At 65.6% G+C, this 23242-nt stretch carries 21 protein-coding genes; 3 read left to right on the top strand and 18 right to left on the bottom strand.

Going from position 1 to position 23242, the window contains the following annotated elements; genetic code table 11:
* Positions 1 to 87: 87 nt before the first annotated feature.
* Positions 88 to 750, bottom strand: coding sequence for an outer membrane lipoprotein chaperone LolA (lolA, locus tag MXC99_RS10025; RefSeq protein ID WP_247725309.1), 663 nt, complete (start codon positions 748 to 750; stop codon positions 88 to 90).
* On the bottom strand, positions 747 to 3035 hold the full coding sequence (locus MXC99_RS10020; protein ID WP_247725308.1) for a DNA translocase FtsK: 2289 nt from the start codon (positions 3033 to 3035) through the stop codon (positions 747 to 749). Before MXC99_RS10020 ends, lolA begins: the two co-directional genes overlap by 4 nt.
* 272 nt (positions 3036 to 3307) lie before the next feature.
* On the opposite strand from MXC99_RS10020, the gene MXC99_RS10015 reads away from it, so the two are divergent.
* From MXC99_RS10015 to MXC99_RS10005, 3 genes are all read left to right on the top strand, one after another.
* A complete protein-coding gene (locus tag MXC99_RS10015) occupies positions 3308 to 3979 on the top strand; it encodes a Crp/Fnr family transcriptional regulator (RefSeq protein ID WP_247725307.1) in 672 nt (223 codons plus the stop codon).
* 81 nt (positions 3980 to 4060) lie between these two features.
* The gene (trxB, locus tag MXC99_RS10010; RefSeq protein WP_247725306.1) at positions 4061 to 5011 is read left to right on the top strand and encodes a thioredoxin-disulfide reductase; all 951 of its coding nucleotides are present in this window, start codon (positions 4061 to 4063) and stop codon (positions 5009 to 5011) included.
* 8 nt (positions 5012 to 5019) lie between these two features.
* Positions 5020 to 6153, top strand: coding sequence for a Smr/MutS family protein (locus MXC99_RS10005; protein ID WP_247725305.1), 1134 nt, complete (start codon positions 5020 to 5022; stop codon positions 6151 to 6153).
* Between the two features lie 117 nt (positions 6154 to 6270).
* On the opposite strand, the gene MXC99_RS10000 is transcribed toward MXC99_RS10005, so the two are convergent.
* The 16 genes from MXC99_RS10000 to MXC99_RS09925 form a co-directional block, all read right to left on the bottom strand.
* Positions 6271 to 6609 carry a P-II family nitrogen regulator gene (locus MXC99_RS10000; protein WP_107221009.1) on the bottom strand — a complete coding sequence of 113 codons (339 nt, stop codon included), beginning with the start codon at positions 6607 to 6609 and terminating at the stop codon, positions 6271 to 6273.
* A gap of 35 nt (positions 6610 to 6644) precedes the next feature.
* Positions 6645 to 8273: an NAD+ synthase gene (locus tag MXC99_RS09995; RefSeq protein WP_247725304.1), complete on the bottom strand. Its 1629-nt coding sequence runs from the start codon at positions 8271 to 8273 to the stop codon at positions 6645 to 6647.
* Positions 8274 to 8351: 78 nt separating this feature from the next.
* Complete coding sequence (locus tag MXC99_RS09990) at positions 8352 to 8915, bottom strand: NUDIX domain-containing protein (RefSeq protein ID WP_247725303.1); 564 nt, start codon at positions 8913 to 8915, stop codon at positions 8352 to 8354.
* A 101-nt stretch (positions 8916 to 9016) separates the two neighbouring features.
* On the bottom strand, positions 9017 to 10486 hold the full coding sequence (nuoN, locus tag MXC99_RS09985) for an NADH-quinone oxidoreductase subunit NuoN (RefSeq protein WP_247725302.1): 1470 nt from the start codon (positions 10484 to 10486) through the stop codon (positions 9017 to 9019).
* Positions 10487 to 10529: 43 nt separating this feature from the next.
* Positions 10530 to 12011, bottom strand: coding sequence for an NADH-quinone oxidoreductase subunit M (locus MXC99_RS09980; RefSeq protein ID WP_247725301.1), 1482 nt, complete (start codon positions 12009 to 12011; stop codon positions 10530 to 10532).
* A gap of 85 nt (positions 12012 to 12096) precedes the next feature.
* The gene (gene nuoL, locus MXC99_RS09975) at positions 12097 to 14118 is read right to left on the bottom strand and encodes an NADH-quinone oxidoreductase subunit L (RefSeq protein ID WP_247725300.1); all 2022 of its coding nucleotides are present in this window, start codon (positions 14116 to 14118) and stop codon (positions 12097 to 12099) included.
* 12 nt (positions 14119 to 14130) lie between these two features.
* Positions 14131 to 14436 (bottom strand): NADH-quinone oxidoreductase subunit NuoK, encoded by a 306-nt coding sequence (gene nuoK, locus MXC99_RS09970; RefSeq protein WP_004304479.1) that lies wholly within the window; start codon positions 14434 to 14436, stop codon positions 14131 to 14133.
* A gap of 58 nt (positions 14437 to 14494) precedes the next feature.
* Complete coding sequence (locus MXC99_RS09965) at positions 14495 to 15100, bottom strand: NADH-quinone oxidoreductase subunit J (RefSeq protein ID WP_107221003.1); 606 nt, start codon at positions 15098 to 15100, stop codon at positions 14495 to 14497.
* 30 nt (positions 15101 to 15130) lie between these two features.
* Positions 15131 to 15616, bottom strand: a complete 486-nt coding sequence (gene nuoI / locus MXC99_RS09960) for an NADH-quinone oxidoreductase subunit NuoI (RefSeq protein ID WP_107221002.1) — start codon at positions 15614 to 15616, stop codon at positions 15131 to 15133.
* Between the two features lie 7 nt (positions 15617 to 15623).
* The gene (gene nuoH / locus MXC99_RS09955; RefSeq protein WP_247725299.1) at positions 15624 to 16673 is read right to left on the bottom strand and encodes an NADH-quinone oxidoreductase subunit NuoH; all 1050 of its coding nucleotides are present in this window, start codon (positions 16671 to 16673) and stop codon (positions 15624 to 15626) included.
* Positions 16673 to 19012 (bottom strand): NADH-quinone oxidoreductase subunit NuoG, encoded by a 2340-nt coding sequence (nuoG, locus tag MXC99_RS09950; RefSeq protein ID WP_247725298.1) that lies wholly within the window; start codon positions 19010 to 19012, stop codon positions 16673 to 16675. Before nuoG ends, nuoH begins: the two co-directional genes overlap by 1 nt.
* On the bottom strand, positions 19006 to 20310 hold the full coding sequence (nuoF, locus tag MXC99_RS09945) for an NADH-quinone oxidoreductase subunit NuoF (RefSeq protein WP_247725329.1): 1305 nt from the start codon (positions 20308 to 20310) through the stop codon (positions 19006 to 19008). Before nuoF ends, nuoG begins: the two co-directional genes overlap by 7 nt.
* 11 nt (positions 20311 to 20321) lie before the next feature.
* Complete coding sequence (gene nuoE / locus MXC99_RS09940; RefSeq protein WP_247725297.1) at positions 20322 to 20801, bottom strand: NADH-quinone oxidoreductase subunit NuoE; 480 nt, start codon at positions 20799 to 20801, stop codon at positions 20322 to 20324.
* A gap of 98 nt (positions 20802 to 20899) precedes the next feature.
* The gene (locus tag MXC99_RS09935; RefSeq protein WP_247725296.1) at positions 20900 to 22153 is read right to left on the bottom strand and encodes an NADH-quinone oxidoreductase subunit D; all 1254 of its coding nucleotides are present in this window, start codon (positions 22151 to 22153) and stop codon (positions 20900 to 20902) included.
* Positions 22146 to 22751, bottom strand: coding sequence for an NADH-quinone oxidoreductase subunit C (locus tag MXC99_RS09930; protein ID WP_247725295.1), 606 nt, complete (start codon positions 22749 to 22751; stop codon positions 22146 to 22148). The genes MXC99_RS09935 and MXC99_RS09930 overlap by 8 nt, the downstream gene beginning before the upstream one ends.
* A 14-nt stretch (positions 22752 to 22765) precedes the next feature.
* Positions 22766 to 23242, bottom strand: coding sequence for a NuoB/complex I 20 kDa subunit family protein (locus tag MXC99_RS09925; protein WP_002926530.1), 477 nt, complete (start codon positions 23240 to 23242; stop codon positions 22766 to 22768).

Below are 23242 nucleotides of genomic sequence, written 5' to 3'. Positions count from 1 at the left end.
AAGCCGAAGCGGACGCCGGGATTCAGCGTCCCCGCCAGCGCGGCGCCTGCGGGAAGAGCGAGTAAAGGTATCGAAGCCGGTTTCCGCTCATCGTGCCGGGTCCGGCACGGTGCCGATGATGTCCGCTCCGGCCGGCGGAGTGAAGCGGAAACGGTCGCCAGCGAGCACCGGATCGAGCTCCAGACGGGTGAAATGGATCCGCGTGGTCTGGCCGAAGGGGTCGTGCATTTCCATCTGGCGCAGTTCGCCCCCCTCAAGGCCGAGGCGCAGCGACTCGAAGCCGCTGTCGGGGCGCAGCGGGCGGGCGTCCACCCAGGCCAGGCCGTCGCGCTCGCCGCCATCGGAGAGTTCGAAGCTGTCTTCGAGCGCGCCGCTGCCGAACAGGATGGCGGCGGGCGTTGCGCCCAGCGCATCGCCGATTTCACGCACCGTGACCTGGTTCAGGTCGGGGTCCCAGATCCACAGGTTCTGGCCGTCGCCGACCAGCAGCTGGCGATACGGGCGGTCGTATTCCCAGTGGAAGCGGCCCGGCCGCGCATAAACGAAACGGCCCGCGGCCTGCTGCGGCTTGCGCCCGGATTTCGCCACGACCGTCTGCTCGAACGTACCTTCGGCGCTGCGCGCGCGCGCAACGAACGCCTTCAGCTGGGCCACGCCGTCCGCGGCCACGGCCAGGCTCGCCGCCGCCGCCAGTGCCATCCCCGCTACAGCGCGCAGCACGGACGCCGCGCGCGGACTGAAAAACTTCATTCGCTCTCCTTGGCCGGCACGATCACGTCGCGATTGCCATTGCTTCCCATCGGCGAAACCAGCCCCGCCCGTTCCATCTGCTCGATCAGGCGCGCGGCGCGGTTGTAGCCGATGCGCAGGTGGCGCTGCACCAGCGAGATCGACGGCCGGCGCGTCCTGATCACCACTTCGACCGCCTGGTCGTAGAGCGGATCGGCTTCGCCCTCGCCGCCCTCGCCGCCGCCGAGCGCCCCGTCCAGCTCGTCCTCGGCGGCCGCCAGGATGCCCTCGACGTAGTCGGGCGGGCCGATCTTCTTCAGGTGCTCGACGACCTTGTGCACCTCGTCGTCGGCAACGAAGGCGCCGTGCACGCGCACCGGCAGGCCGGTACCCGGCGCCAGGTAGAGCATGTCGCCCATCCCCAGCAGCGTCTCCGCCCCCATCTGGTCGAGGATGGTGCGCGAGTCGATCTTGCTCGAGACCTGGAACGCGATGCGGGTGGGCACGTTGGCCTTGATCAAGCCGGTGATGACGTCCACCGACGGGCGCTGGGTGGCGAGGATCAGATGGATGCCGGCGGCGCGGGCCTTCTGCGCCAGGCGCGCGATCAGCTCTTCGACCTTCTTGCCGACCACCATCATCATGTCGGCAAGCTCGTCGACGACGACGACGATGTAGGGCAGCGGTTCGAGCGGTTCGGGGTTTTCCGGGCTGATCGAGAACGGGTTGGTGAGCGGGGTCTCGGCCTTGCGCGCCTCGCTCACCGCCTTGTTGAAGCCGGCGAGGTTGCGCACCCCGACCGCGGCCATCAGCTTGTAGCGCTTGTCCATTTCCGCCACGCACCAGTTGAGCGCGTTGGCGGCGTGCTTCATGTCGGTGACGACCGGTGCCAGCAGGTGCGGGATGCCTTCGTAGATCGACAGCTCGAGCATCTTGGGGTCGATCATGATCAGGCGCACGCGCTCGGGCTCGCTCTTGTACAGCAGCGACAGGATCATCGCGTTGATCCCCACCGATTTGCCCGAACCGGTGGTGCCGGCCACCAGCAGGTGGGGCATCTTGGCCAGATCGGCGACCACCGGCTGGCCGCCGATGTCCTTGCCCAGCACCACGGTGAGCGGCGAGTGCATGTCGTTGTAGGCCTTGGAGCCAACGATCTCGGACAGGCGCACCATCTGCCGCTTCGGATTGGGCAGCTCGAGCGCCATGCACGACTTGCCGGGCACGGTCTCGACCACCCGGATCGACACCAGCGACAGCGCACGGGCGAGATCCTTGGCCAGGTTCACCACCTGACTGCCCTTCACGCCGGTGGCGGGCTCGACCTCATAGCGGGTGATCACCGGGCCGGGATAGGCGGCGAGCACCTTGACCTCCACACCGAAGTCGGCGAGCTTGTTCTCGATCACGCGCGAAGTGAATTCGAGCGCTTCGGGCGAGGGCGGCTCGGCCGTCGTGCTGGCTGGATCGAGCAACCCGACCGGCGGCAGCGCGCCGTCGATGGCGTCGGCGAACAGGGTCTGCTGGCGCTCTTTTTCGAGGCGTTCGGATTTGGCCACGGTGGCCACCGCCGGCTCGATGCGCAACGGCGTCGGCGGCGTTTTTTCGCTCTTGCGGCGGCGGCTCTCGAGCACGACTTCGCGCTTTTGCGCCGTCTGGCGGCCGATGCGCCGGTCCTGCCAGCGCTGCCAAGCCTGCTGCGCACCGATCACCGACTGCTCGAGCCCCAGCCCGACACGCTCGACCACGGCGATCCACGACAGCCCGGTAAACAGGGACAGCCCGCAGGCGAGCAGTGCCAGCAGCAGCAAAGTGCCGCCGGTGAAGCCGAAATAGCGCTGGCTGAGCTGGCCGAACTCCATCCCGATCAGTCCGCCCGGCGCCAGCGGGACGGTTGCGCCGTGGGAATGGAAGCGCAGGAATTCGAGCGCGCTGCTGGTCAGCAGCACGACCAGAAAGCCGACCAGGACAAAGATGAAGGAGCGCCGGTCGAGCGCCAGGCGGTTCTTGATCCGCCGGAATCCCCACACCAGGCTGTAGCCGAGAAACACCACCCACCACCACGAAGACAGGCCGAACAGGTACAGCAGCAGGTCCGCGAGCCAGGCGCCGAAACGCCCACCGGGGTTCGCCACCCGTGCCGCGTCGGAAGCGTGCGACCAGCCGGGATCGCTCTTGGAATAGCCCAGCAGGATGAGGCCGACATAGAGCGACATCACGCCCAGGATCAACCAGCGCGCCTCCTGCAGCAGCAGCGAGATCTTTTCCGGCAAGGGCTGGGAGCGGGACGACGGACGGGGCAGCATGAACAGGGGGAGAGGCGGCCGGAGTGGAACAACGCCCGGATTATACGGGATCGCCCAGCCCTGCCGTCCGCGATGTTGCGCCTGCTCACAAACGCCGCAGCGGCGGCAGGCGGCGGCATGACCGGCGCCGGAGCGGACGTATGAGCCCGCCCCCGCGCGCCGCTCCGGGGGGCTGTCGTGCGATCGCCGCTGGCTCGCCGCGGAATCGTCTACTACACTTGCGCGTCGCGGGGCCGACCGCCCGCCATCCGCTACCGAACGCTGGAGTCGCCATGCCCCGGATCGCCACCGTTTCCGTCATCGCCCTGAAAACCTTCCCGCTGTTCCACGGACTTTCCGACCAGGCGCTGGATGCCGTGGCGCAGGTGGCGATGATGCGCAGGGTGGCGCGCGGGCAATCGGCGCTGATCGCCGGCGACCGGCCCGACTATGTCTACCTGGTGCTGACCGGCAGCCTCAAGGTCGTGGTCAGCGACGAAGACGGACGTGAAGTGATCCTCTCCATCCTGGGCCAGGGCGAGCTCTTCGGCGAGATGGCGATGTTCGATGAGCAGCCGCGCTCGGCATCGGTGGTCGCGGTCATGCCATCGGACCTGGTGCTGATCTCCAAACAGGATTTCCGCCGCATCATGGAAGGCAGCTTCGACGTTTCGTGGCGCATCATGTGCAACCTCGCCGAGCGCCTGCGCTATGCCGATCGCAAGATCGAGAGCCTCGCCCTGATGGACGTCTATGGCCGGGTCGCGCGGCTGCTGATCGAGCTGGCCGAGGACGTCAGCGGCGAGACCGTGCTCGTGCGCCGCCTGTCCAAGCAGGACATCGCCAAGATGATCGGCGCCTCGCGCGAGATGGTCAGCCGTGTGATGAAGGATCTCGGCCAGCAGGGCCTGATCGAGGAGCGGGCCGACGGCATCGTGCTGCGCGAGCGCCTGGGCGAAATCTGAACGCAGCCGGGCGCGGCGGGATCGGGACTGCACCCTCGGCTATAATCGGCCCTTCGTTCGCAACCCGCAGGAATGCCCTTCATGACCACCAAACACGCCCGCCTGCTGATCCTCGGTTCCGGCCCGGCCGGCTACACCGCCGCGGTCTATGCCGCACGCGCCAACCTTGCTCCCGTGCTCGTCACCGGTCTTGCCCAGGGCGGCCAGCTGATGACCACGACCGATGTGGACAACTGGCCGGCCGATGCCGACGGCGTGCAGGGGCCCGAGCTGATGGCGCGCTTCCAGAAGCATGCCGAGCGCTTCAACACCGAGATGATCTTCGATCACATCCACACCGTGGAACTGGCCCAAAGGCCCTTCCGCCTGGTCGGCGATTCGGGCGAATACACCTGCGATGCGCTGATCATCGCCACCGGCGCCACAGCCAAGTACCTCGGCCTGCCTTCGGAAGAAAAGTTCGCCGGCCGCGGCGTTTCGGCCTGCGCGACCTGCGACGGCTTCTTCTACCGTAACCAGGAGGTCGCCGTGATCGGTGGCGGCGACACTGCGGTCGAGGAGGCGCTGTATCTGGCCAACATCGCGAAGAAGGTCACCCTGGTGCACCGCCGCGAACAGTTCCGCGCCGAGAAGATCATGATCGACAAGCTGATGGAGAAGGTCGCCGCCGGCAAGATCGAACTCGCGCTCAACGCCACCCTCGACGAGATCCTCGGCGACAGCTCCGGCGTCACCGGGATGCGGATCAAGGACGTGGGCTCGGGCGCGACCCGCGAGGTGGCCTTGCAGGGCGTGTTCATCGCGATCGGGCACAAGCCCAACTCCGACATCTTCGAAGGCCAGCTCGAAATGGAGAACGGCTACATCGTCACCCAGGGCGGACGGCACGGCAACGCCACCCAGACCAGCGTGGCGGGCGTGTTCGCCGCCGGCGACGTCCAGGACCACACCTACCGCCAGGCGGTGACGTCGGCCGGAACCGGCTGCATGGCCGCGCTCGACGCCGAGCGTTATCTCGACGCCCTGGGCTGAAGCGCACCATGGCCCGCCGCCCGCGCAGCAGCCCTCCATCGGCAAAAGCCGGCGGACGCGGGCGCGACGACGGCGCCAAGGCCAGCGACGGGCCTTTCGCCGCGCTGCGTCGGCAGCTCCGGGAACAGCAGGAGGCGGCGACGCAGCCTGCCTCGCCGCCGACGGGAGCCGGGCGCGCACCGGAAAAGGCACCTCCCGCGCCATCCGGCGGCGCACGCGCCGATTCTGCCCAGGCGCCGGACGGCCCCGGCGCGGCGTCGGTGGACGAAGCCGAGCGGGCTTTGTTCCGCCAGGCGCTCGGCGCGGTCCGCCCGCTGCGCCGCGGCGACCGGGCCGAGATCGAGCCGCCCCGCCCCGCCCCCGTCCCGCGCCGCCGGGACCGCGCCGACGACGACCTCGCCCCGCCCCCTCGCCGCCCGGAATCCGACCCGTTGCGGGCCGCCTACGCTGGCGTCGTGCCGCTGCGCGATTGCGGCCGGGTGGAACTGGAGACGGCGCACCGCCACCACGCCCGCAGCCCTTCTGCCGCGAGCGGCGCCCGCATCCAGCGTCCGGATGCGATCGTGCTGCCGACCGATGTCGAGGCAAGCGATCCGGCAGCGCTGTTCCGCCTCGTGGTCGGCGACGCCCGGCCGCTGGACCACGACAACCGGGTCGAACTGGAACGCCCGGCGCCCGCCCCGGCACCGGTCAAGCACGACGCCGACGAACGGGCTGCGCTGGATGAATCGCTGATCGCGCCGCTCACGTTCGAGGACCGTCTCGACATGGGCGACGAGGCGGCGTTCCTGCGCGCCGGCCTGCCCCGCCGCGTGCTCACCGACCTGCGCCGCGGACGCTGGGTGCTGCAGGGCCAGATCGACCTCCATGGGCTGACCCGTGACGAAGCGCGCGCCGCGCTCGGCCACTTCCTCCACGACAGTCTCAGCCAGGGCAGGCGCTGCATCCGCGTGATCCACGGCAAGGGCCACGGTTCGCCGGGCAAGGAATCGATCCTCAAGCAGCTCTCGCGCGGCTGGCTGGCCCAGCGCGAGGAGATCCTCGCCTTCTGCCAGGCCGGTCCGCACGAAGGCGGCAGCGGCGCCTTGCTGGTGCTGCTGCGCGCCCGGAATGCCGCACCGCGCCGGCCCGAGCCGGCCTGAAAGCGGGGCGATACAGGGACGGCGGTGGGCGCAGCGGCAAGCCTGGTCGGCAGCCGTCATCCACGACGGCCGCCGCAATGGTGGCACCGCACTCGCGCGCCGGCTCGCAGCGGCGGATCAGATTGCGGCTTCGTTGGTTTCGCCGGTGCGGATGCGGATCACCTGCTCGACCGCCATCACGAAGATCTTGCCGTCGCCGATCTTGCCGGTATGCGCGGCCTTGATGATCGCCTCGACGGCCGGATCGACCATGTCGTCGGCGAGGACGAGCTCGACCTTGATCTTGGGCAGGAAATCGACCACGTACTCCGCGCCGCGATACAGCTCGGTATGCCCTTTCTGGCGGCCGAAGCCCTTCACCTCGGTCACCGTCAGGCCGGTGATTCCCACTTCGGACAGGCCTTCACGCACCTCGTCCAGCTTGAACGGCTTGATGATCGCTTCGATCTTCTTCATCCCATTCCTCCTTGTCGAATGTTTCAGAACTCGTTTCAGAACTCGTCCTGGTAGCGGGACGTGATCGGGTAGCGCCAGTCCCGGCCGAAGCCGCGCGGAGTGACGCGAATGCCGACCGGGGATTGGCGGCGCTTGTATTCGTTGCGCTTGAGCATCGCCACCGTGCGCCGGACCTCGGCCTCGGGGTAGCCGGCGGCGATGATCTCGCGCGGGGATTCGTCGCGTTCCATGTAGGCTTCGATGATCGCATCGAGCACTTCGTAGGGGGGCAGGCTGTCCTGGTCCTTCTGGTCGGGCTTGAGCTCGGCCGAGGGCGGGCGGTCGATGATGTTCTGCGGGATCACCGGGGCGACCGTGTTGCGCCAGTTCGACAGGCGGAACACGAAGGTCTTGTACAGATCCTTGAGTACCGCGAAGCCGCCGGCCATGTCCCCGTAGAGGGTGGCGTAGCCGGTGGCCATTTCGCTCTTGTTGCCGGTGGTGAGGACGATCGCGCCGGTCTTGTTCGATAGCGCCATCAGGATCATGCCGCGGATACGGCTCTGCAGGTTTTCTTCGGTGGTGTCGGCGGGCAGGCCGGCAAATTGCGGCGCAAGCAGTTCGGCAAACACCTTCATCGCCGGCTCGATCGGAATTTCGTCGTAGCGCACACCGAGCCGGCGCACCATTTCACGCGAGTCGTCCAGGCTCATCTGCGCAGTGTAGGGCGAAGGCATCATCACCGCACGCACCCGCTCCGCGCCCAGGGCATCGACGGCGACGGCCAGGGTCAGGGCCGAGTCGATTCCTCCGGACAGGCCGATGATCGCCGAGGGGAAGCGGTTCTTGCCCAGATAGTCGCGCACTCCGGTTTTCAGCGCCTCGTATACTTCGGCTTCGAGCGTGCGCGGCGCGATCCGCACCGTACTCTGCCAACGTCCGTCTTCCCAGCGCAGCACGTCGAGGCTTTCGGCGAACGTGCCCGCCTGGTAGGCCAGGGAGCCATCGCCATCGAGGGCGAAGGAGGCGCCGTCGAAAACCAGCTCGTCCTGGCCGCCGACCATGTTGCAGTACAGCACCGGGAGCCGGGTTTCGGTCACGCGCTCGCCCAGCACCTGCAGGCGCAGCGCCTGCTTGTTCATGTGATAGGGCGAGGCGTTGAGCGCGAGCAGTACCTGCGCTCCCGCCGCCTTCGCCGCCCGTGCCGGCCTCGGCTCCCAGACGTCGGCGCAGATGTTGATGCCGAAGCGCACGCCCTTGCATTCGAACACGCAGGGCGCTGCACCGGCTTCGAAGTAGCGTTCCTCGTCGAAGACTTCGTAGTTGGGCAACAGGTTCTTGTGGTAGCTCGCGAGCACGCCGCGGCTGCGCAGCACCGAAGCGGTGTTGTAGCGCAAGCCGCCCGCCTCGGCCGGATGGCCGAGGACCACGGTGAGGCCGTGCGCGGCGTCGGCGATGCGCTGCACTTCGCGGGCGCAGGCGCGGTAGAAGTCGGGCCGCAACAGCAGGTCTTCGGGCGGATAGCCAGAGAGCGCGAGCTCGGGAGTGAGCACGATGTCGGCGCCCGCAGCGCGCGCCTCGGCGATCGCGGCGATGATCCGGTCGGCATTGCCGACGAGGTCGCCGACGGTGAGATTGAGCTGGGCGACGGCGATGGTGACGGGGGAATGGGCGCTTGCATTCATCCTGGAATCTCGATTATTGGCGGCAGCCGCGCGCGGCTGCCGCTTGCGCAGGCACGGCGCCAATCACGGCGGCGGTAGTCACTCCGCCCCGCGGATCAGCGGCAGGGCACGAAAGAAAGCGGTGATCGTCTTGGCGTCGGTGATCTCGCCGGCATGGATCCGGGCTTCGACATCGGCGGCCGGAAGATGGAGTATTTCGAGGAACTCGCCGTCGTCCCAGGCGTGGCCGACCTGCTCCAGGCCACTGGCGTAGAAGATCTCGATGCGCTCGTCGGAGTAACCGATGCAGGGGTGCATCACTCCGACATGGCGCCAGCGGGCAGCGCGGTAGCCGGTTTCCTCGCGCAACTCGCGCACGGCGCAGGCGAAAGGCTCCTCCCCCGCATCGATCTTGCCGGCGGGCAGTTCGAGAAAGGCCCGGCGCAGCGGATAGCGGTACTGGCGTTCGAACACCAGCGTACCGTCGTCGCACAGGGCGACGATGACGACGGCGCCGGGGTGGCGGATATACTCGCGCACGCCACCGCGACCGTCAGGCAGACGAACACGGTCGCGGCGGACATGGAGCAGCGCACCGTCGAACACGCATTCGGTGGCCAGTTCGTACTCGTGCAGGGGATCGTCGAGGTCAGGGGCACTCATGTTCCGATCCTAGCCGAGCCGCGCTCCCCGCGCCACCGGCGAGCTCCGGCGCCGACCGTCGGCGGGTGGGCGCCTCGCCGGCGCCACCTCGGTCCGGCGTTTTAGAGCGAGCCCAGGAGCGCGTAGGCGCACAGCGACATCAGCATCTGCGGCGCGAGCCCAAGAGCCGCGATCGCAAGGCCGTTGGCCGACAGCATCACGCGCACTTCGGCCGGAGCGCGAATCGGCGCGGCATCGACCGGCTCGTCGAAATACATCACCTTGACCACGCGCAGGTAGTAGAAAGCGCCGATCACCGACATCACCACCGCAAGCACCGCCAGCCACAGGTAGCCGGCCGCGACCACCGCCTGCAGCACCGACAGCTTGGCGAAGAAGCCGATGAAGAACGGCACCCCGGCCATCGAGAACATCACGAACAACATCATCAGCGCGTACCACGAGCTGCGCTTGTTGAGGCCCTTGAAGTCGTCGATGTTCTCGGCTTCGAAACCGGCACGCGACAGCAGGATCAGCATGCCGAACGAAGCCAGGCTCATGATCACGTAGGACACGGCGTAGAACATCGCCGAGCTGTAGGCGTTGAGGGCGAAGTGACGATCACCTTCGACGACGCCGGCGAGCAGGCCCAGCAGCATGAAGCCCATGTGCGAGATACCCGAATAGGCGAGCATGCGCTTGATGTTCTGCTGCGCGATCGCGGCCAAGTTGCCGAGCACGATGGAGGCCCCGGCGACCAGCATCAGCATCACCTGCCACTCTTCGGCAAGGTCGAACAGGGCCCAGATCAGCAGGCGCACCGCCATCGCGAACGCCGCCAGCTTGGGCGCAGTGGCGATCACCAGGGTGACTGCGGTCGGCGCCCCCTGATAGACGTCGGGCACCCACATGTGGAAAGGCACAACGCCGAGCTTGAAGCAGATTCCGGCGACGAGGAAGACGAGGCCGAACATCAGCACGGTCTGGTTCGCCGACTGGCCGTAGATCGCCTGGGCGATGCCGGAGAACTCCAGCGTACCGGTCGCGCCATAGACCATCGACATGCCGTAGAGGAGCAGGCCGGAGGCGAGCGCGCCGAGCACGAAGTACTTCATCGCGGCTTCGGTCGAACGCGAGGAGTCGCGGTCGAAGGCGACCATCGTGTACAGCGCCAGCGACATCATTTCGAGGCCGATGTACATCGGCAGCATGTGGTTGGCGGTGACCATCACCATCATGCCCAGCGTCATCAGCAGCGCGAGCAGGTAGTACTCGGGCTTGTCGATCTTGCGGTCGGTCAGATAGCCGCGGCCGTAGAGCAGCGCGATCGCGGTCGAGAAGAAGATCATCAGCTTCAGGAAGTCGCCCAGCAGGTCGCTGATGAACAGGTTGCTGAAGGTATAGACGACCTCGCCTTCCATCGTGAAGATGGTGATCAAGGCCGCCGCGATCAGGGTGAATTGGGTAAGGTGGTAGGCGAGCCCGCGCGCGATGCCGCGCGCGAAGGTGCTCGCCAGCATGATCACCAGGGCCATCACGGCGACGAAGATTTCGGCCGCTGCGGGGTAGAAGTCGGGGACGACGAAATTCATCTTCTGACCAGTCCGTTAAGTGTCTCTCGAACGCGCGCCGCGCTCAGAGCTTGCTCACGGCAACATGCCGCAGGAGTTCGTTGACCGAGGCGTGCATCACTTCGGTGAAGGGGAAGGGGTACAAGCCCATCGCCAGTACGCACAGCGCCAGGATCGCGAGGAAGGCGAATTCACGACCGTTGATGTCGGTGAGTTCGGCCACGTGCTTGTTGGCGATCTTGCCGAAGACGACGCGCTTGTACATCCACAGCGAATAGGCCGCGCCGAGGATCAGGGTGATCGCGGCGGTGAAGCCGATCCAGAAGTTGAACTGGACCGCGCCGAGCACGACCATGAATTCACCGACGAAGCCCGAGGTCGCCGGCAGGCCGGAGTTGGCCATCGCGAACAGCATGAAGAACGCGGCGAACTTCGGCATCGTGTGCACCACCCCACCGTAGTCGGCGATCTGGCGCGAGTGCATGCGGTCGTAGAGCACGCCGATGCACAGGAACATCGCGCCCGAGACGAAACCGTGCGAGATCATCTGCACCAGCGCGCCTTCCATGCCGAGCGGGTTGAAGATGAAGAAGCCCAGGGTGACGAAGCCCATGTGCGAGATCGACGAGTAGGCCACCAGCTTCTTCATGTCGGCCTGCACCAGGGCGACGAAGCCGATGTACACCACTGCGATCAGCGACAGGGTGATCACCAGGGGGGCGAGCTGCTGCGCGGCATCAGGCACGATCGGCAGCGAGAAGCGCAGGAAGCCGTAGGCGCCGAGCTTGAGCGCGATCGCCGCCAGCACCACCGAACCGCCGGTGGGCGCCTCGACGTGGGCATCGGGAAGCCAGGTATGCACCGGCCACATCGGCACCTTGACCCCGAACGCGACCAGGAAGGCGAGGAAGATCAGCACCTGCGGCTCGATTGCCAGCGGCACCTGGTGCCAGTCGAGGATGCTGAAGCTGCCGCCGGACTCCATGAACAGGTAGAGCAGCGCGATCAGCATCAGCAGCGAGCCGAGCAACGTATAGAGGAAGAACTTGATCGCCGCGTAGACCCGGTTGGCGCCGCCCCAGATGCCGATGATCAGGTACAGCGGAATCAGCGAGGCCTCGAAGAAGACGTAGAACAGCACGCCGTCGAGCGCCGAGAAGATCCCGTTCATCAGCCCCGACATGATCAGGAAGGCGGCCATGTACTGCGCGACCTTGTCCTGGATGACCTGCCAGCCCGCCATCACCACCAGGATGGTGATGAAGGCGTTGAGAATCACGAACAGCACCGACAGGCCATCGACCCCGAGGTGGTAGTTGATGTTGAAGCGCGGCACCCAGGGCATCAGCTCGGTGAACTGCATCGCGCTGGTGCTGGCATCGAAGCCGGTATAGAGCGGAATGGTCACGATAAAGCCAGCCACCGCAACCGCGAAGGCGAGCATCCGCGCCAGCGGGGCATTGCGATCCGAGCCGGTGGCCAGCACCAGCAGGCCACCGAGAATCGGCACCCAGACCGCCAGACTGAGGAGAGGAATGTCCGTCATCGTTGCTTTCCGTTCAGTGCGCCAGGCATGGCGCGTTCGATCTTGTTATGTGTTTCCGTCCCTGCGTGCCCACTGTGCACCGGTCTCAGCCGCGGTTGAACCAGTAGGTGAGCAGCACGAACACGCCGATGATCATCATGAAGGCGTACTGGTAGAGGTGGCCGGTCTGGAACAGACGCGACATCTGCGCCACCCAGCCCACCAGCTTCGCAGAGCCATTGACCGCGATGCCGTCGATCAGGCCCTGGTCGCCCCCCTTCCACAGTCCCTTGCCGAGCAGGCGGGCGCCGCCGGCGAAGACGATCTCGTTGAAGCGGTCGAAGAAGTACTTGTTCTCGAGCAGGCTGTGGATCGGCCTGAAGGTGCGCTGGATCGCCGCCGGAATGCCCGGACGGACCAGATAGAAGAACCAGGCCAGCACGACCCCGCCCATCGCCAGCCAGAACGGCGCGGTCTGCAGGCCGTGCAGCGCCATCGCCACCGGACCGTGGAAGGCCGCCTCGAGCTCTTTCAGGCCGGCGTGGTTGTCGCCGACGAAGATCACGCCCGCGAACCAGTCGCCGAACAGCATCGGTTCGATAGTGAAGAAGCCGATCAGCACCGAGGGAATGGCGAGCAGGACCAGCGGCAGCGTGACCACCCACGGCGACTCGTGCGGCTTCTGCCCCGGGGCGAGGCCGTGGTGATGGTCGGCCGAAGGCTCCTCGTCGTCGTGATCGCCGTGATGGTCATGATGCCCGTGCCCGTTGCCGAAGCGCTCCTTGCCGTGGAAGACCAGGAAATACATGCGGAACGAGTAGAACGCGGTGACGAACACGCCCAGCAGCACGCAGAACAGGGCATAGCCGGCACCGGGGATGGTCGACGCGTGCACCGCCTCGATGATCGAGTCCTTGGAGTAGAAGCCGGCGAAGAAGGGGAAGCCGATCAGGGCGAGCGAGCCTAGCAGCGAAGTGAGCCAGGTGACCGGCATGTACTTCCACAATCCGCCCATGTTGCGCATATCCTGGTCGTGGTGCATGCCGATGATCACCGATCCGGCACCGAGGAACAGCAAGGCCTTGAAGAAAGCATGGGTCATCAGATGGAACACCGCCGCCGAGTAGGCCGACACGCCCAGCGCCACGGTCATGTAGCCGAGCTGGGACAGCGTCGAGTAGGCGACGACGCGCTTGATGTCGTTCTGGACGATGCCGAGAAAGCCCATGAACAGCGCGGTGGTGGCACCGATCACGAGCACGAAGGAGAGCGCCGCGTCGGACAGTTCGAACAGCGGCGACATGCGCGCCACCATGAAGATGCCCGCAGTCACCATGGTCGCGGCGTGGATCAGCGCCGAGATCGGGGTCGGGCCTTCCATCGAGTCGGGCAGCCAGACGTGCAGCGGTACCTGGGCGGACTTGCCCATCGCGCCGATGAACAGGCAGATGCAGATCGCGGTGATCAGCGGCCAGCCGGTGACGGCCATCTCGGTGACCGACAGTTCCTGCGCCTGGGCGAACACTTCGGCGTAGTTCAGGCTGCCGGTGTAGGCGACGATCAGGCCGATACCGAGGAGAAAGCCGAAGTCACCGACGCGGTTGACCAGGAAGGCCTTCAGGTTGGCGTAGATCGCCGTCGGACGGTCGTACCAGAAACCGATCAGGAGGTAGGAGACGAGGCCCACCGCTTCCCAGCCGAAGAACAGCTGGAGGAAGTTGTTGGACATCACCAGCATCAGCATCGAGAAGGTGAACAGCGAGATGTAGCTGAAGAAGCGCTGGTAGCCGGGGTCTTCGGCCATGTAGCCGATGGTGTAGATGTGCACCATCAGCGACACGAAGGTCACCACCAGCATCATCATCACGGTCAGCGAGTCGATCAGGAAACCGACTTCGAAGGTGATGTCGCCCGCGACCATCCAGGTGTAGAGCGTGCCGTCGAAAGTGTTGCCCGCGGCTACGTCCTGATAGATCAGCACCGACAGGGCGAAGGCGATCGCCACTCCCAGAATGGTGACGGTGTGCGCCCCGGCACGCCCGATCGTCTTGCCGAACAACCCGGCCAGAATCGCCCCGGCGAGCGGCGCCAGCGGCACGAGAAGATAAAGTGTCTGCATGTCCGTCATCGTGACGCTTCCTTAACCCTTGAGGCTGTCCAGATCATCCACATGGATCGTGCGCATGTTGCGGAACATGACGATCAGGATCGCCAGGCCGATCGCGGACTCGGCCGCTGCGACGGTGAGGATGAAGAAAACGAAAACCTGGCCGGCGATGTCGCCCAGATAGTGCGAGAAGGCGACGAAGTTCATGTTGACCGACAGCAGCATCAGCTCGATGGCCATCAGCAGCACGATCAGGTTCTTCCGGTTGAGGAAGATCCCGACCACGCTGATCGCGAACAGGATCGCGCCCAGGATGAGGAAATGGGAAAGCGAAAGCATCTGTGACTCCCTGATCGCGCCGGCGCATGACCGGCGCGGTTCTTGTTCGCGTGCTGCGTCAGTCTTGTTTTTCGGCCTGCATCTTCACCAGCTCGACGCGGCCTTCGCGCTTCACCGCGACCTGCTCGGACGGCGGGATGGACTTCAGCCCCTTGCGCTTGCGCAGCGTCAGCGCCACCGCGGCGACCATCGCCACCAGCAGCACCAGCGAGGCGAGTTCGAACGGATAGACGTAGTCGGTGTAGAGCACGCGGCCCAGTTCGCGGGTGTTGCTGTAGGTCTCGGCCGCGGCGGGCGGAGCCGGCATCGCGTCGAGGCCGAAGTACGGGCCGCCGAGCACCAGGATCATCTCGATCAGCATCAGGATGCCGACCAGCGCGCCGACCGGCAGATAGCTCCAGAAGCCTTCGCGCAGACGATCGAGATTGATGTCGAGCATCATCACCACGAACAGGAACAGCACCATCACTGCGCCGACATAGACCATCACCAGGGTGACGGCGAGAAACTCGGCCTGCAGCAGCAGCCACAGGCCGCCCGCGTTGAAGAAGGTCAGCACCAGGAACAGCGCGGCATGCACCGGGTTCCGGACGGTGATCACCCTCAGCGCCGCGAGCACCATGATCGCGGCGAGAAAGTAGAAGACGAAGGTCTTGAATTCCATGTTCCTGAATGGCGCCGCAGCGCCCTCCCCTTAGCGGTACTTTGCGTCTTGCTCGCGGTCGGCCGCGATCTGGGCCTCGTTGCGCTCCCCTACCGCCAGCAGCATCTGCTTGGTGTAGTAGAGATCGCCACGCCGTTCGCCGTGATATTCCAGCACCCGTGTCTCGACGATGGCATCGACCGGACAGGCTTCCTCGCAGAAGCCGCAGAAGATGCACTTGGTGAGGTCGATGTCGTAGCGCGTGGTCCGGCGCGAACCGTCCTCGCGCTGTTCGGACTCTATCGTGATCGCCATCGCCGGGCAGATCGCCTCGCACAGCTTGCACGCGATGCAGCGCTCTTCACCGTTCGGGTAGCGGCGCAGCGCGTGCAGGCCGCGGAAGCGGTTGCTCTGCGGGGTTTTTTCTTCCGGATACTGGACGGTGATCTTGCGCTGGAAGAAATGCCGTCCGGTCAGGGCCATGCCCTTGACGAGTTCCTTCAGGAACAGACTGCCGATGTAATCCTTGGCACCCATGGTCTTCTCAACTCCAGATCGACAGCGGCGACATCATCCACACCGCCACTACAAACACCCACACCAGGGTCACCGGGATGAACACCTTCCACCCCAAGCGCATGATGTGGTCGTAGCGGAAGCGCGGGAAGGTGGCACGCGCCCACAGGAACAACAGCAGGATGAACGCGGTCTTCAGCGCCAGCCAGTGGAAGCCGTCGGGCAGGAAGCCGACCGGCGACAGCCAGCCGCCGAGGAACAGGATCGAGGTCAGGATCGACACCAGGATCATGTTCGCGTACTCGGCGAGGAAGAACAGCGCGAAGGTCATGCCCGAGTACTCGACCATGTGACCGGCGACGACTTCGGCTTCGCCTTCGACGACGTCGAACGGGGCGCGGTTGGTCTCGGCGATGCCCGAGATCACGTACACCACGAACATCGGCAGCAGCGGCAGCCAGTTCCACGACAGGAAGGACAGGCCCATGTCGTGGAAGCGGCCCTGGCCCTGCGAAGTGACGATGTCGGTGAGGTTCAGGCTGGCCGAGATCAGCAGCACGCAGATCAGGGCGAAGCCCATCGACACTTCGTAGGACACCATCTGCGCCGCAGCGCGCATCGCACCGAGGAAGGGGTATTTCGAGTTCGACGCCCAGCCGGCGACGATCACCCCATAGACTTCCATCGAAGTGATCGCGAGCAGGAACAGCAGGCCGGCATTGACGTTGGCGAGCACCAGGCCGTCATCGAAGGGAACCACCGCCCAGGCCGCCAGCGAAGGCGCGATGGCGAGGATCGGGCCGAGGATGAACAAGCCCTTGTTGGCCCCGCTCGGGACGATGATTTCCTTGAACAGCAGCTTCATGCCGTCGGCGATCGGCTGCAGCAGGCCCTTGGGCCCGACGCGGTTGGGGCCGATGCGGACCTGCATGTAGCCGATCACCTTGCGCTCGGCAAGCGTCAGATAGGCCACGCAGATCATCAGCGGAGCGATGATCGCGACGATCTTCGCCAGCGTCCACACCGCAGTCCAGGCAGGGCCGAAAAATTCGGCGACAGGTTGCAGCATCGCTTCCATCAGACACGCTCCACGCTGAGTTCACCGCTCATCGCGCCGAGCGCAGCGGTCGAGGGATGCGCCGCCGCGACGCGCACGCAGCCGGCGGCAAGGCCCGCGTCCGACTGAACGGTCAGTTCCGCGCGCCCTCCTCCCTGGACGACTCGAATTTTCTGCCCGGCCGCAAGTCCGAGCGCGGCAAGCGTCGCCGGTGCGATGCGCGCCACCGGCGCAGCGGCATCGCGCGTCTTCTGCAGCGAAGGAGCACGACGCACGAGGGCATCGGCAAAATAGATCGGCACGTCGGCAACGCGCTCGAGGGCGTTCGCCGCCGCGCTGGCGGAGGACACCACCACGCCTTCGATGCCGTTGTCGAGTGCCGCGGCGAGATCGGCCGGCAAGGCCTGGGCGCGAACCGCTTCGGAATCGTCGTAGCCGAAGCCTTCGAGCGACAGCAGGTTGCCGAGCACGCGCAGCACTTTCCAGCCCGGGCGCACCTCGCCCAGCGGGCGGGCCACCGCGGTGAAGCTCTGGGCGCGGCCTTCGCAGTTGACGAAGGTGCCCGAAGTTTCGGTGAAGGGCGCGATCGGCAGCAGCACATCGGCGACTGCGCGCAGCGCGGGGGAATCGAAAGCCGACAGCCCCACCACCAGCTGCGCGGAGCTCATCGCGCCGATCGTCGCCGCCGGGTTGGCGAAATCGAGGTCCGGTTCGGCGCCGAGCACGACATAGGCCTTGCGCGGCTGCGCGATCATCGCGGCAGCATCGAGGCCGTCGGCGGCCGGCACTGCACCGGCAAGATAGCCGCCGACGCTGTTGGCGGCCTCGCCGATGAAGCCGAAGCTGCCGGCGCAAAGGCGGGCGATTTCCTGCGCGAGCATCTGCAGCTCGCTGGCACGGCCGTGCTGGGCGGCGAGGCTGCCCAGCCACACTGCGACTTTGCGTCCGCTGGCGAGGCTTTGCGCGATCGCCAGCGCTTCGGCGGCGACCGTGTCGGGCAGTTTGCCCAGCAGCGCGGGACTGATTTCGGCCCCCTTTTCACGCGCCAGCGCAACCACCACCTGGGCGAGCGTGGCGACCATCGCCGAGGGCGCGACCAGCGCCCGGTTCCGGACCGGAATCAACCACTCTTCGGCATTCGGGCCGATCGCGCTGACGTGCAAGCCCTTCTTCGCCGCCTGGCGCACGCGCTGGGCGAGCAGCGGCGCATCCTTGCGCAGGAAGCTGCCGATCACGAGCAGGCGGTTGAGATCAGCGACGCCGGCGACCGGCATGCCCAGCCAGGGGACTCCGGCCCTTTTGCCGTCGGCGCGGAAATCGGCCTGGCGCAGGCGGAAATCGACGTTGCCCGAGCCCAGTCCGCGCATCAGCTTCTGCAGCAGGTAGAGCTCTTCAACCGTCGAGTGCGGCGAGGCGAGCGCGCCGAGGGCGGCCGCGCCGTGATCCTTGGCGATCCCGCGCAGCCCGGTGGCAGCGAATTCGAGTGCGGCCTGCCAGTCGACCGGCTTCCACTGCCCACCCTGCTTGATCATCGGCGTGGTCAGGCGCTGCTCGCTGACGAGCGCTTCATAGGAGAAGCGGTCCTTGTCCGACAGCCAGCATTCGTTGAGTTCTTCGTTTTCCAGCGGCAGCACGCGTTTGACCACGTCGTGCTTGGTCTGGACGATCAGGTTCGCGCCGAGCGAATCATGCGGGCTCACCGACTTGCGCCGCGACAGCTCCCAGGTGCGTGCGGCGAAGCGGAACGGCTTCGAGGTCAGGGCGCCGACCGGACAGAGGTCGATGATGTTGCCCGACAGTTCGGTGTCGATCGTGCGTTCGATGAAGGGCATGATCTCCGCGTGCTCGCCGCGGAAGGCCTGGCCCATTTCCATCTCGCCGGCGATTTCGGTGGTGAAGCGGACGCAGCGCGTGCAGTTGATGCAGCGCGTCATGTCGGTGGAGACGAGGGCGCCGAGGTTCTTGTTGAACACGACGCGCTTTTCTTCCTGATAGCGCGAAGCGGAAGAACCGTAGCCGACGGCCAGATCCTGGAGCTGGCATTCGCCGCCCTGATCGCAGATCGGGCAGTCGAGCGGGTGGTTGATGAGGAGGAATTCCATCACCCCCTTCTGCGCCTTCACCGCCTGTTCCGAATGGGTCCACACTTTCATGCCGTTGGTCACCGGCGTGGCACAGGCGGGCAGCGGCTTGGGCGCCTTCTCGACCTGGACCAGGCACATCCGGCAGCTGGCGGCGATGGACAGCTTTTTGTGATAGCAGAAGTGCGGGATGTAGGCCCCGGCCACCACGGCTGCATCCATCACGGTGCTGCCGTCATTGACCTGGACCTGCTTGCCGTCGATTTCGATCTCTAGCATGAGGGGCTCACGTAGATTTGGCTGCCGGCGTGCTGCACTTCGGGCGGCACGAGGCATTTCTTGTTTTCGATGTGGTATGCGAACTCGGCACCGAAGTGCTTGATGAAGCTCTGCACCGGCATCGAGGCGGCGTCGCCGAGCGCGCAGATGGTGCGGCCCATGATGTTGCCGGTGACCGAATTGAGCAGATCGAGGTCGTCCGCGCGGCCGAGGCCGTGCTCGATGCGATGTACGACGCGGTACAGCCAGCCGGTACCCTCGCGGCACGGCGTGCACTGGCCGCAGGACTCCTCGAAATAGAAATACGACAGCCGCTCGAGCGCCTTCACCATGCAGGTGGTCTCGTCCATGACGATCACCGCGCCCGAGCCGAGCATCGATCCCGCCTTGGAGATCGAGTCGTAGTCCATCGTGCAGTCCATCATCACGCTGCCCGGCAGCACCGGCGACGACGAACCGCCGGGAATCACCGCCTTCAGCTTGCGCCCGCCGCGCATCCCGCCGGCCATCTCGAGCAGTTCGGCGAACGGCGTGCCGAGCGGGATCTCGTAGTTGCCCGGGCGATTGACGTGGCCCGAGATCGAGAACAGCTTCATCCCGCCGTTGTTGGGCTTGCCGAGCTCGAGGAAAGTCTCGCCGCCCATGTTGAGGATGAACGGAACGGAAGCGAAAGTCTCGGTGTTGTTGATCGTGGTCGGCTTGCCGTACAGGCCGTAGCTCGCCGGGAACGGCGGCTTGAAGCGCGGCTGGCCCTTCTTGCCCTCGATCGATTCGAGCAGCGCGGTCTCTTCGCCGCAGATGTAGGCGCCGTAGCCGTGATGGGCGAAGAGTTCGAAGGAGAACTCCGAACCGAGGATGTTCTGGCCGATCAGGCCGGCGGCGCGCGCTTCGGCGAGCGCCTCTTCGAAACGCTGATAGACCTCGAAGATCTCGCCGTGGATGTAGTTGTAGCCGCGCGCCGCGCCCATCGCGTAGGCCGCGATGGCCATCCCCTCGATGACGCTGTGCGGGTTGTAGCGCAGGATGTCGCGATCCTTGAAGGTCCCCGGCTCGCCCTCGTCCGAGTTGCAGGCGAGGTACTTGTCGCCCGGGAAGGAGCGTGGCATGAAGCTCCACTTCAGGCCGGTGGGGAAGCCCGCGCCGCCGCGGCCGCGCAGCACCGAAGTCTTCAGCTCGGCGATGATCGTATCCTGGGACGTCTTGTCGGCGATGATCTTCTTCAGCGCCGAGTAGCCGCCGCGGGCGAGATAGTCCTGGAGCCGCCAGGTGCGGTCGCCGTCACAGCCGGCGAGGATCATTCCTTGCGTGCTCATTTCTTGTCCAGCTCGGCCAGAATCTGGTCGATCCTCTCGGTGGTCATCCAGCTGCACATGTGATGGTTGTTCACCAGCAGCACCGGGGCGTCGCCACAGGCGCCCATGCACTCGCCTTCCTTCAGCGTAAACTTGCCGTCGGGCGTGGTCTCATTGAAATCGATGCCGAGCTTCTGCTTCAGGTAGTCGGCGGCATGGACGCCGCCGGACAGCGCACAGGGCAGGTTGGTGCACACGGTGATCTTGTGCCGACCGACCGGCTCGAGGTCGTACATGTTGTAGAAGCTCGCCACCTCGTAGGCGGCGATCGCCGGCATGTCGAGATAATCGGCCACGAACTCGATGAGTTCCTTCGGCAGCCAGCCCTTTTCCACCTGCGCGATCCGCAGCGCGGACATCACCGCGGACTGCTTCTGATCGGGCGGATATTTTGCGATCTCTCGATCGATCTGTTGCAGCGATTCCTGGCTCAGCATGTCGTCTTGATCTTCCGGATAGCCTGCCGATTCTTGTTTGATACCGTGGCGCCCGCAGGCGCCGATTCCCTTCGTACGGACGCGCGCGGCACTTTCGCTCAGCGGTCGATTTCGCCGAACACCACGTCCATCGTGCCGATGATCGCGACCACGTCGGCGATCATGTGGCCGCGGGCCAGTTCGTCCATCGCCGCGAGGTGGGCGAAGCCCGGCGCGCGCAGCTTCAGGCGATACGGCTTGTTGGCCCCATCGGAAACGGCATAGACGCCGAACTCGCCCTTCGGGTGCTCGATCGCGGCATAGACTTCGCCCTTCGGCACGTGCATACCTTCGGAGAAGAGCTTGAAGTGGTGGATCAGCTCTTCCATGTTCGACTTCATGTCCGCACGCGCGGGCGGGGCGACCTTGTGGTTGTCGGTGATCACCGGCCCGGGATTCTTGCGCAGCCAGTCGATGCACTGGCGGATGATGCGGTTGGACTGGCGCATCTCTTCCATGCGGCACAGATAACGGTCGTAGCAGTCGCCGTTCTTGCCCACCGGAATGTCGAAGTCCATGCGGTCGTAGACTTCGTAGGGCTGCTTCTTGCGCAGATCCCAGGCGATGCCCGAACCGCGCAGCATCGGGCCGGTGAAGCCCCACGCCAGCGCCTGCTCCGGCGAAACGACGCCGATGCCGACGGTACGCTGCTTCCAGATCCGGTTGTCGGTGAGCAGGGTCTCGTATTCGTCGCAGTAGGTCGGGAAGCGGTCGGTGAAATCTTCCAGGAAATCGAGCAGCGAGCCTTCGCGGCTGGCATTGAGTTCCCGGACCGTCTTCTCGTTCTTGAACTTGTTGACCTCGTACTTCGGCATGCGCTCGGGCAGGTCGCGATAGACGCCGCCCGGCCGGTAGTAGGCCGCATGCATGCGCGCGCCGGACACCGCCTCGTAGACGTCCATCAGGTCTTCGCGCTCGCGGAAGGTGTACAGCACCATCGTCATCGCGCCGATGTCGAGCGCGTGGGTGCCGATATTGAGCAGGTGATTCAGGACCCGGGTGATCTCGTCGAACATCACGCGGATGTACTGGGCCCGCTCGGGCACCTGCACGCCCAGCAGGCGCTCGATGGCCATGCAATAGGCGTGCTCGTTGCACATCATCGAGACGTAGTCGAGGCGATCCATATAAGGCACCGACTGCACCCAGGTGCGGGTCTCGGCGAGCTTTTCGGTGCCGCGGTGAAGCAGGCCGATATGCGGGTCGGCACGCTCGACGACTTCGCCATCCAGCTCCAGCACCAGGCGCAGTACACCATGGGCGGAAGGATGCTGCGGGCCGAAGTTGATCGTATAGTTGCGGATCTCAGCCATGGCCGACGTCCCCGTAGTTCTCTTCGCGCACGATGCGCGGCGTGTTCTCGCGCGGCTCGATGGTCACCGGCTGGTAGACGACCCTGCCCTGCTCCGGGTCGTAGCGCATTTCGACATAGCCCGACACCGGGAAGTCCTTGCGGAACGGATGACCGACGAAACCGTAGTCGGTGAGGATGCGGCGCAGGTCGGGGTGGCCGGCATACAGGATGCCGTACAGATCGAAAGACTCGCGCTCGAACCAGTTGGCGCTCGGCCACACGTCGACGACCGAATCAACCACCGGAAAACCGTCGTCCTCGGCGAACACCCGCACGCGCAACCGCCAGTTGTGCCTGACCGAAGTCAGATGAGCCACGGAAGCGAAGCGCCGGCCTTCCCACGGAGCATTGCCGTAAGCGGAATAATCGAGCCCCGAAATGTCGATCAACTGATCGAAGCGCAGCTCCTCGTGGTCGCGGAGCTTTCGCGCGATGCGCAGGTACTCGGCGGCGGCGACTTCGATCGTGAGCTCGCCGCGATCGAGCACCAGCGACCGGATGCGGTCGCCGAACACATCGCGCAAGGTCTGGCTCAGGCGTTCAAGTTTGACACTCATGTCTGGGACACCCTTCAGCGCGCAATCGTATTGGTGCGCTTGATCTTGTTCTGGAGCTGCAGAATGCCGTAGATCAACGCCTCGGCCGTCGGCGGACAGCCCGGCACATAGACATCGACCGGCACGATCCGGTCGCAGCCGCGCACGACCGAATAGGAATAGTGGTAATAGCCACCACCATTGGCGCAGGAACCCATGGAAATAACCCAGCGCGGCTCCGACATCTGGTCGTAGACCTTGCGCAGCGCCGGCGCCATCTTGTTGCACAGCGTTCCGGCCACGATCATCAGATCGGACTGGCGCGGACTGGGCCGGAACACGACACCGAAGCGGTCGAGGTCATAGCGCGAACAGCCCGCATGAATCATCTCCACCGCACAACAGGCCAGACCGAAGGTCATCGGCCACAAGGAACCGGTGCGCGTCCAATTGATGACCGCATCGAGCGAGGTGGTAACGAACCCCTCGCGGAAGACGCCCTCAATGCTCAT

It is taken from the genome of Thauera aromatica, assembly GCF_023093595.1.
Lineage (GTDB): Bacteria > Pseudomonadota > Gammaproteobacteria > Burkholderiales > Rhodocyclaceae > Thauera > Thauera aromatica_A.
The sequence above is the reverse complement of the archived record's forward strand: the minus strand, read 5'-3'. Positions and strand labels throughout refer to the sequence as shown.

Bases quoted from the DNA above. Each gene is read 5' to 3' on its own strand.
- MXC99_RS09980 (WP_247725301.1), bottom strand. From the start codon at position 12,011: ATGACGGACATTCCTCTCCTCAGTCTGGCGGTCTGGGTGCCGATTCTC.
- nuoI (WP_107221002.1), bottom strand. From the start codon at position 15,616: ATGGGTGCCAAGGATTACATCGGCAGTCTGTTCCTGAAGGAACTCGTC.
- MXC99_RS09935 (WP_247725296.1), bottom strand. From the start codon at position 22,153: ATGGCTGAGATCCGCAACTATACGATCAACTTCGGCCCGCAGCATCCT.
- nuoK (WP_004304479.1), bottom strand. From the start codon at position 14,436: ATGCTTTCGCTTTCCCATTTCCTCATCCTGGGCGCGATCCTGTTCGCG.
- MXC99_RS10005 (WP_247725305.1), top strand. From the start codon at position 5,020: ATGGCCCGCCGCCCGCGCAGCAGCCCTCCATCGGCAAAAGCCGGCGGA.
- MXC99_RS09995 (WP_247725304.1), bottom strand. From the start codon at position 8,273: ATGAATGCAAGCGCCCATTCCCCCGTCACCATCGCCGTCGCCCAGCTC.
- nuoN (WP_247725302.1), bottom strand. From the start codon at position 10,486: ATGAATTTCGTCGTCCCCGACTTCTACCCCGCAGCGGCCGAAATCTTC.
- MXC99_RS09930 (WP_247725295.1), bottom strand. From the start codon at position 22,751: ATGAGTGTCAAACTTGAACGCCTGAGCCAGACCTTGCGCGATGTGTTC.
- nuoF (WP_247725329.1), bottom strand. From the start codon at position 20,310: ATGATCCTCGCCGGCTGTGACGGCGACCGCACCTGGCGGCTCCAGGAC.
- MXC99_RS10020 (WP_247725308.1), bottom strand. From the start codon at position 3,035: ATGCTGCCCCGTCCGTCGTCCCGCTCCCAGCCCTTGCCGGAAAAGATC.
- nuoG (WP_247725298.1), bottom strand. From the start codon at position 19,012: ATGCTAGAGATCGAAATCGACGGCAAGCAGGTCCAGGTCAATGACGGC.
- MXC99_RS10015 (WP_247725307.1), top strand. From the start codon at position 3,308: ATGCCCCGGATCGCCACCGTTTCCGTCATCGCCCTGAAAACCTTCCCG.
- MXC99_RS10000 (WP_107221009.1), bottom strand. From the start codon at position 6,609: ATGAAGAAGATCGAAGCGATCATCAAGCCGTTCAAGCTGGACGAGGTG.
- lolA (WP_247725309.1), bottom strand. From the start codon at position 750: ATGAAGTTTTTCAGTCCGCGCGCGGCGTCCGTGCTGCGCGCTGTAGCG.
- trxB (WP_247725306.1), top strand. From the start codon at position 4,061: ATGACCACCAAACACGCCCGCCTGCTGATCCTCGGTTCCGGCCCGGCC.
- nuoH (WP_247725299.1), bottom strand. From the start codon at position 16,673: ATGGAAGCGATGCTGCAACCTGTCGCCGAATTTTTCGGCCCTGCCTGG.
- nuoL (WP_247725300.1), bottom strand. From the start codon at position 14,118: ATGACGGACATGCAGACACTTTATCTTCTCGTGCCGCTGGCGCCGCTC.
- MXC99_RS09925 (WP_002926530.1), bottom strand. From the start codon at position 23,242: ATGAGCATTGAGGGCGTCTTCCGCGAGGGGTTCGTTACCACCTCGCTC.
- MXC99_RS09990 (WP_247725303.1), bottom strand. From the start codon at position 8,915: ATGAGTGCCCCTGACCTCGACGATCCCCTGCACGAGTACGAACTGGCC.
- MXC99_RS09965 (WP_107221003.1), bottom strand. From the start codon at position 15,100: ATGGAATTCAAGACCTTCGTCTTCTACTTTCTCGCCGCGATCATGGTG.
- nuoE (WP_247725297.1), bottom strand. From the start codon at position 20,801: ATGCTGAGCCAGGAATCGCTGCAACAGATCGATCGAGAGATCGCAAAA.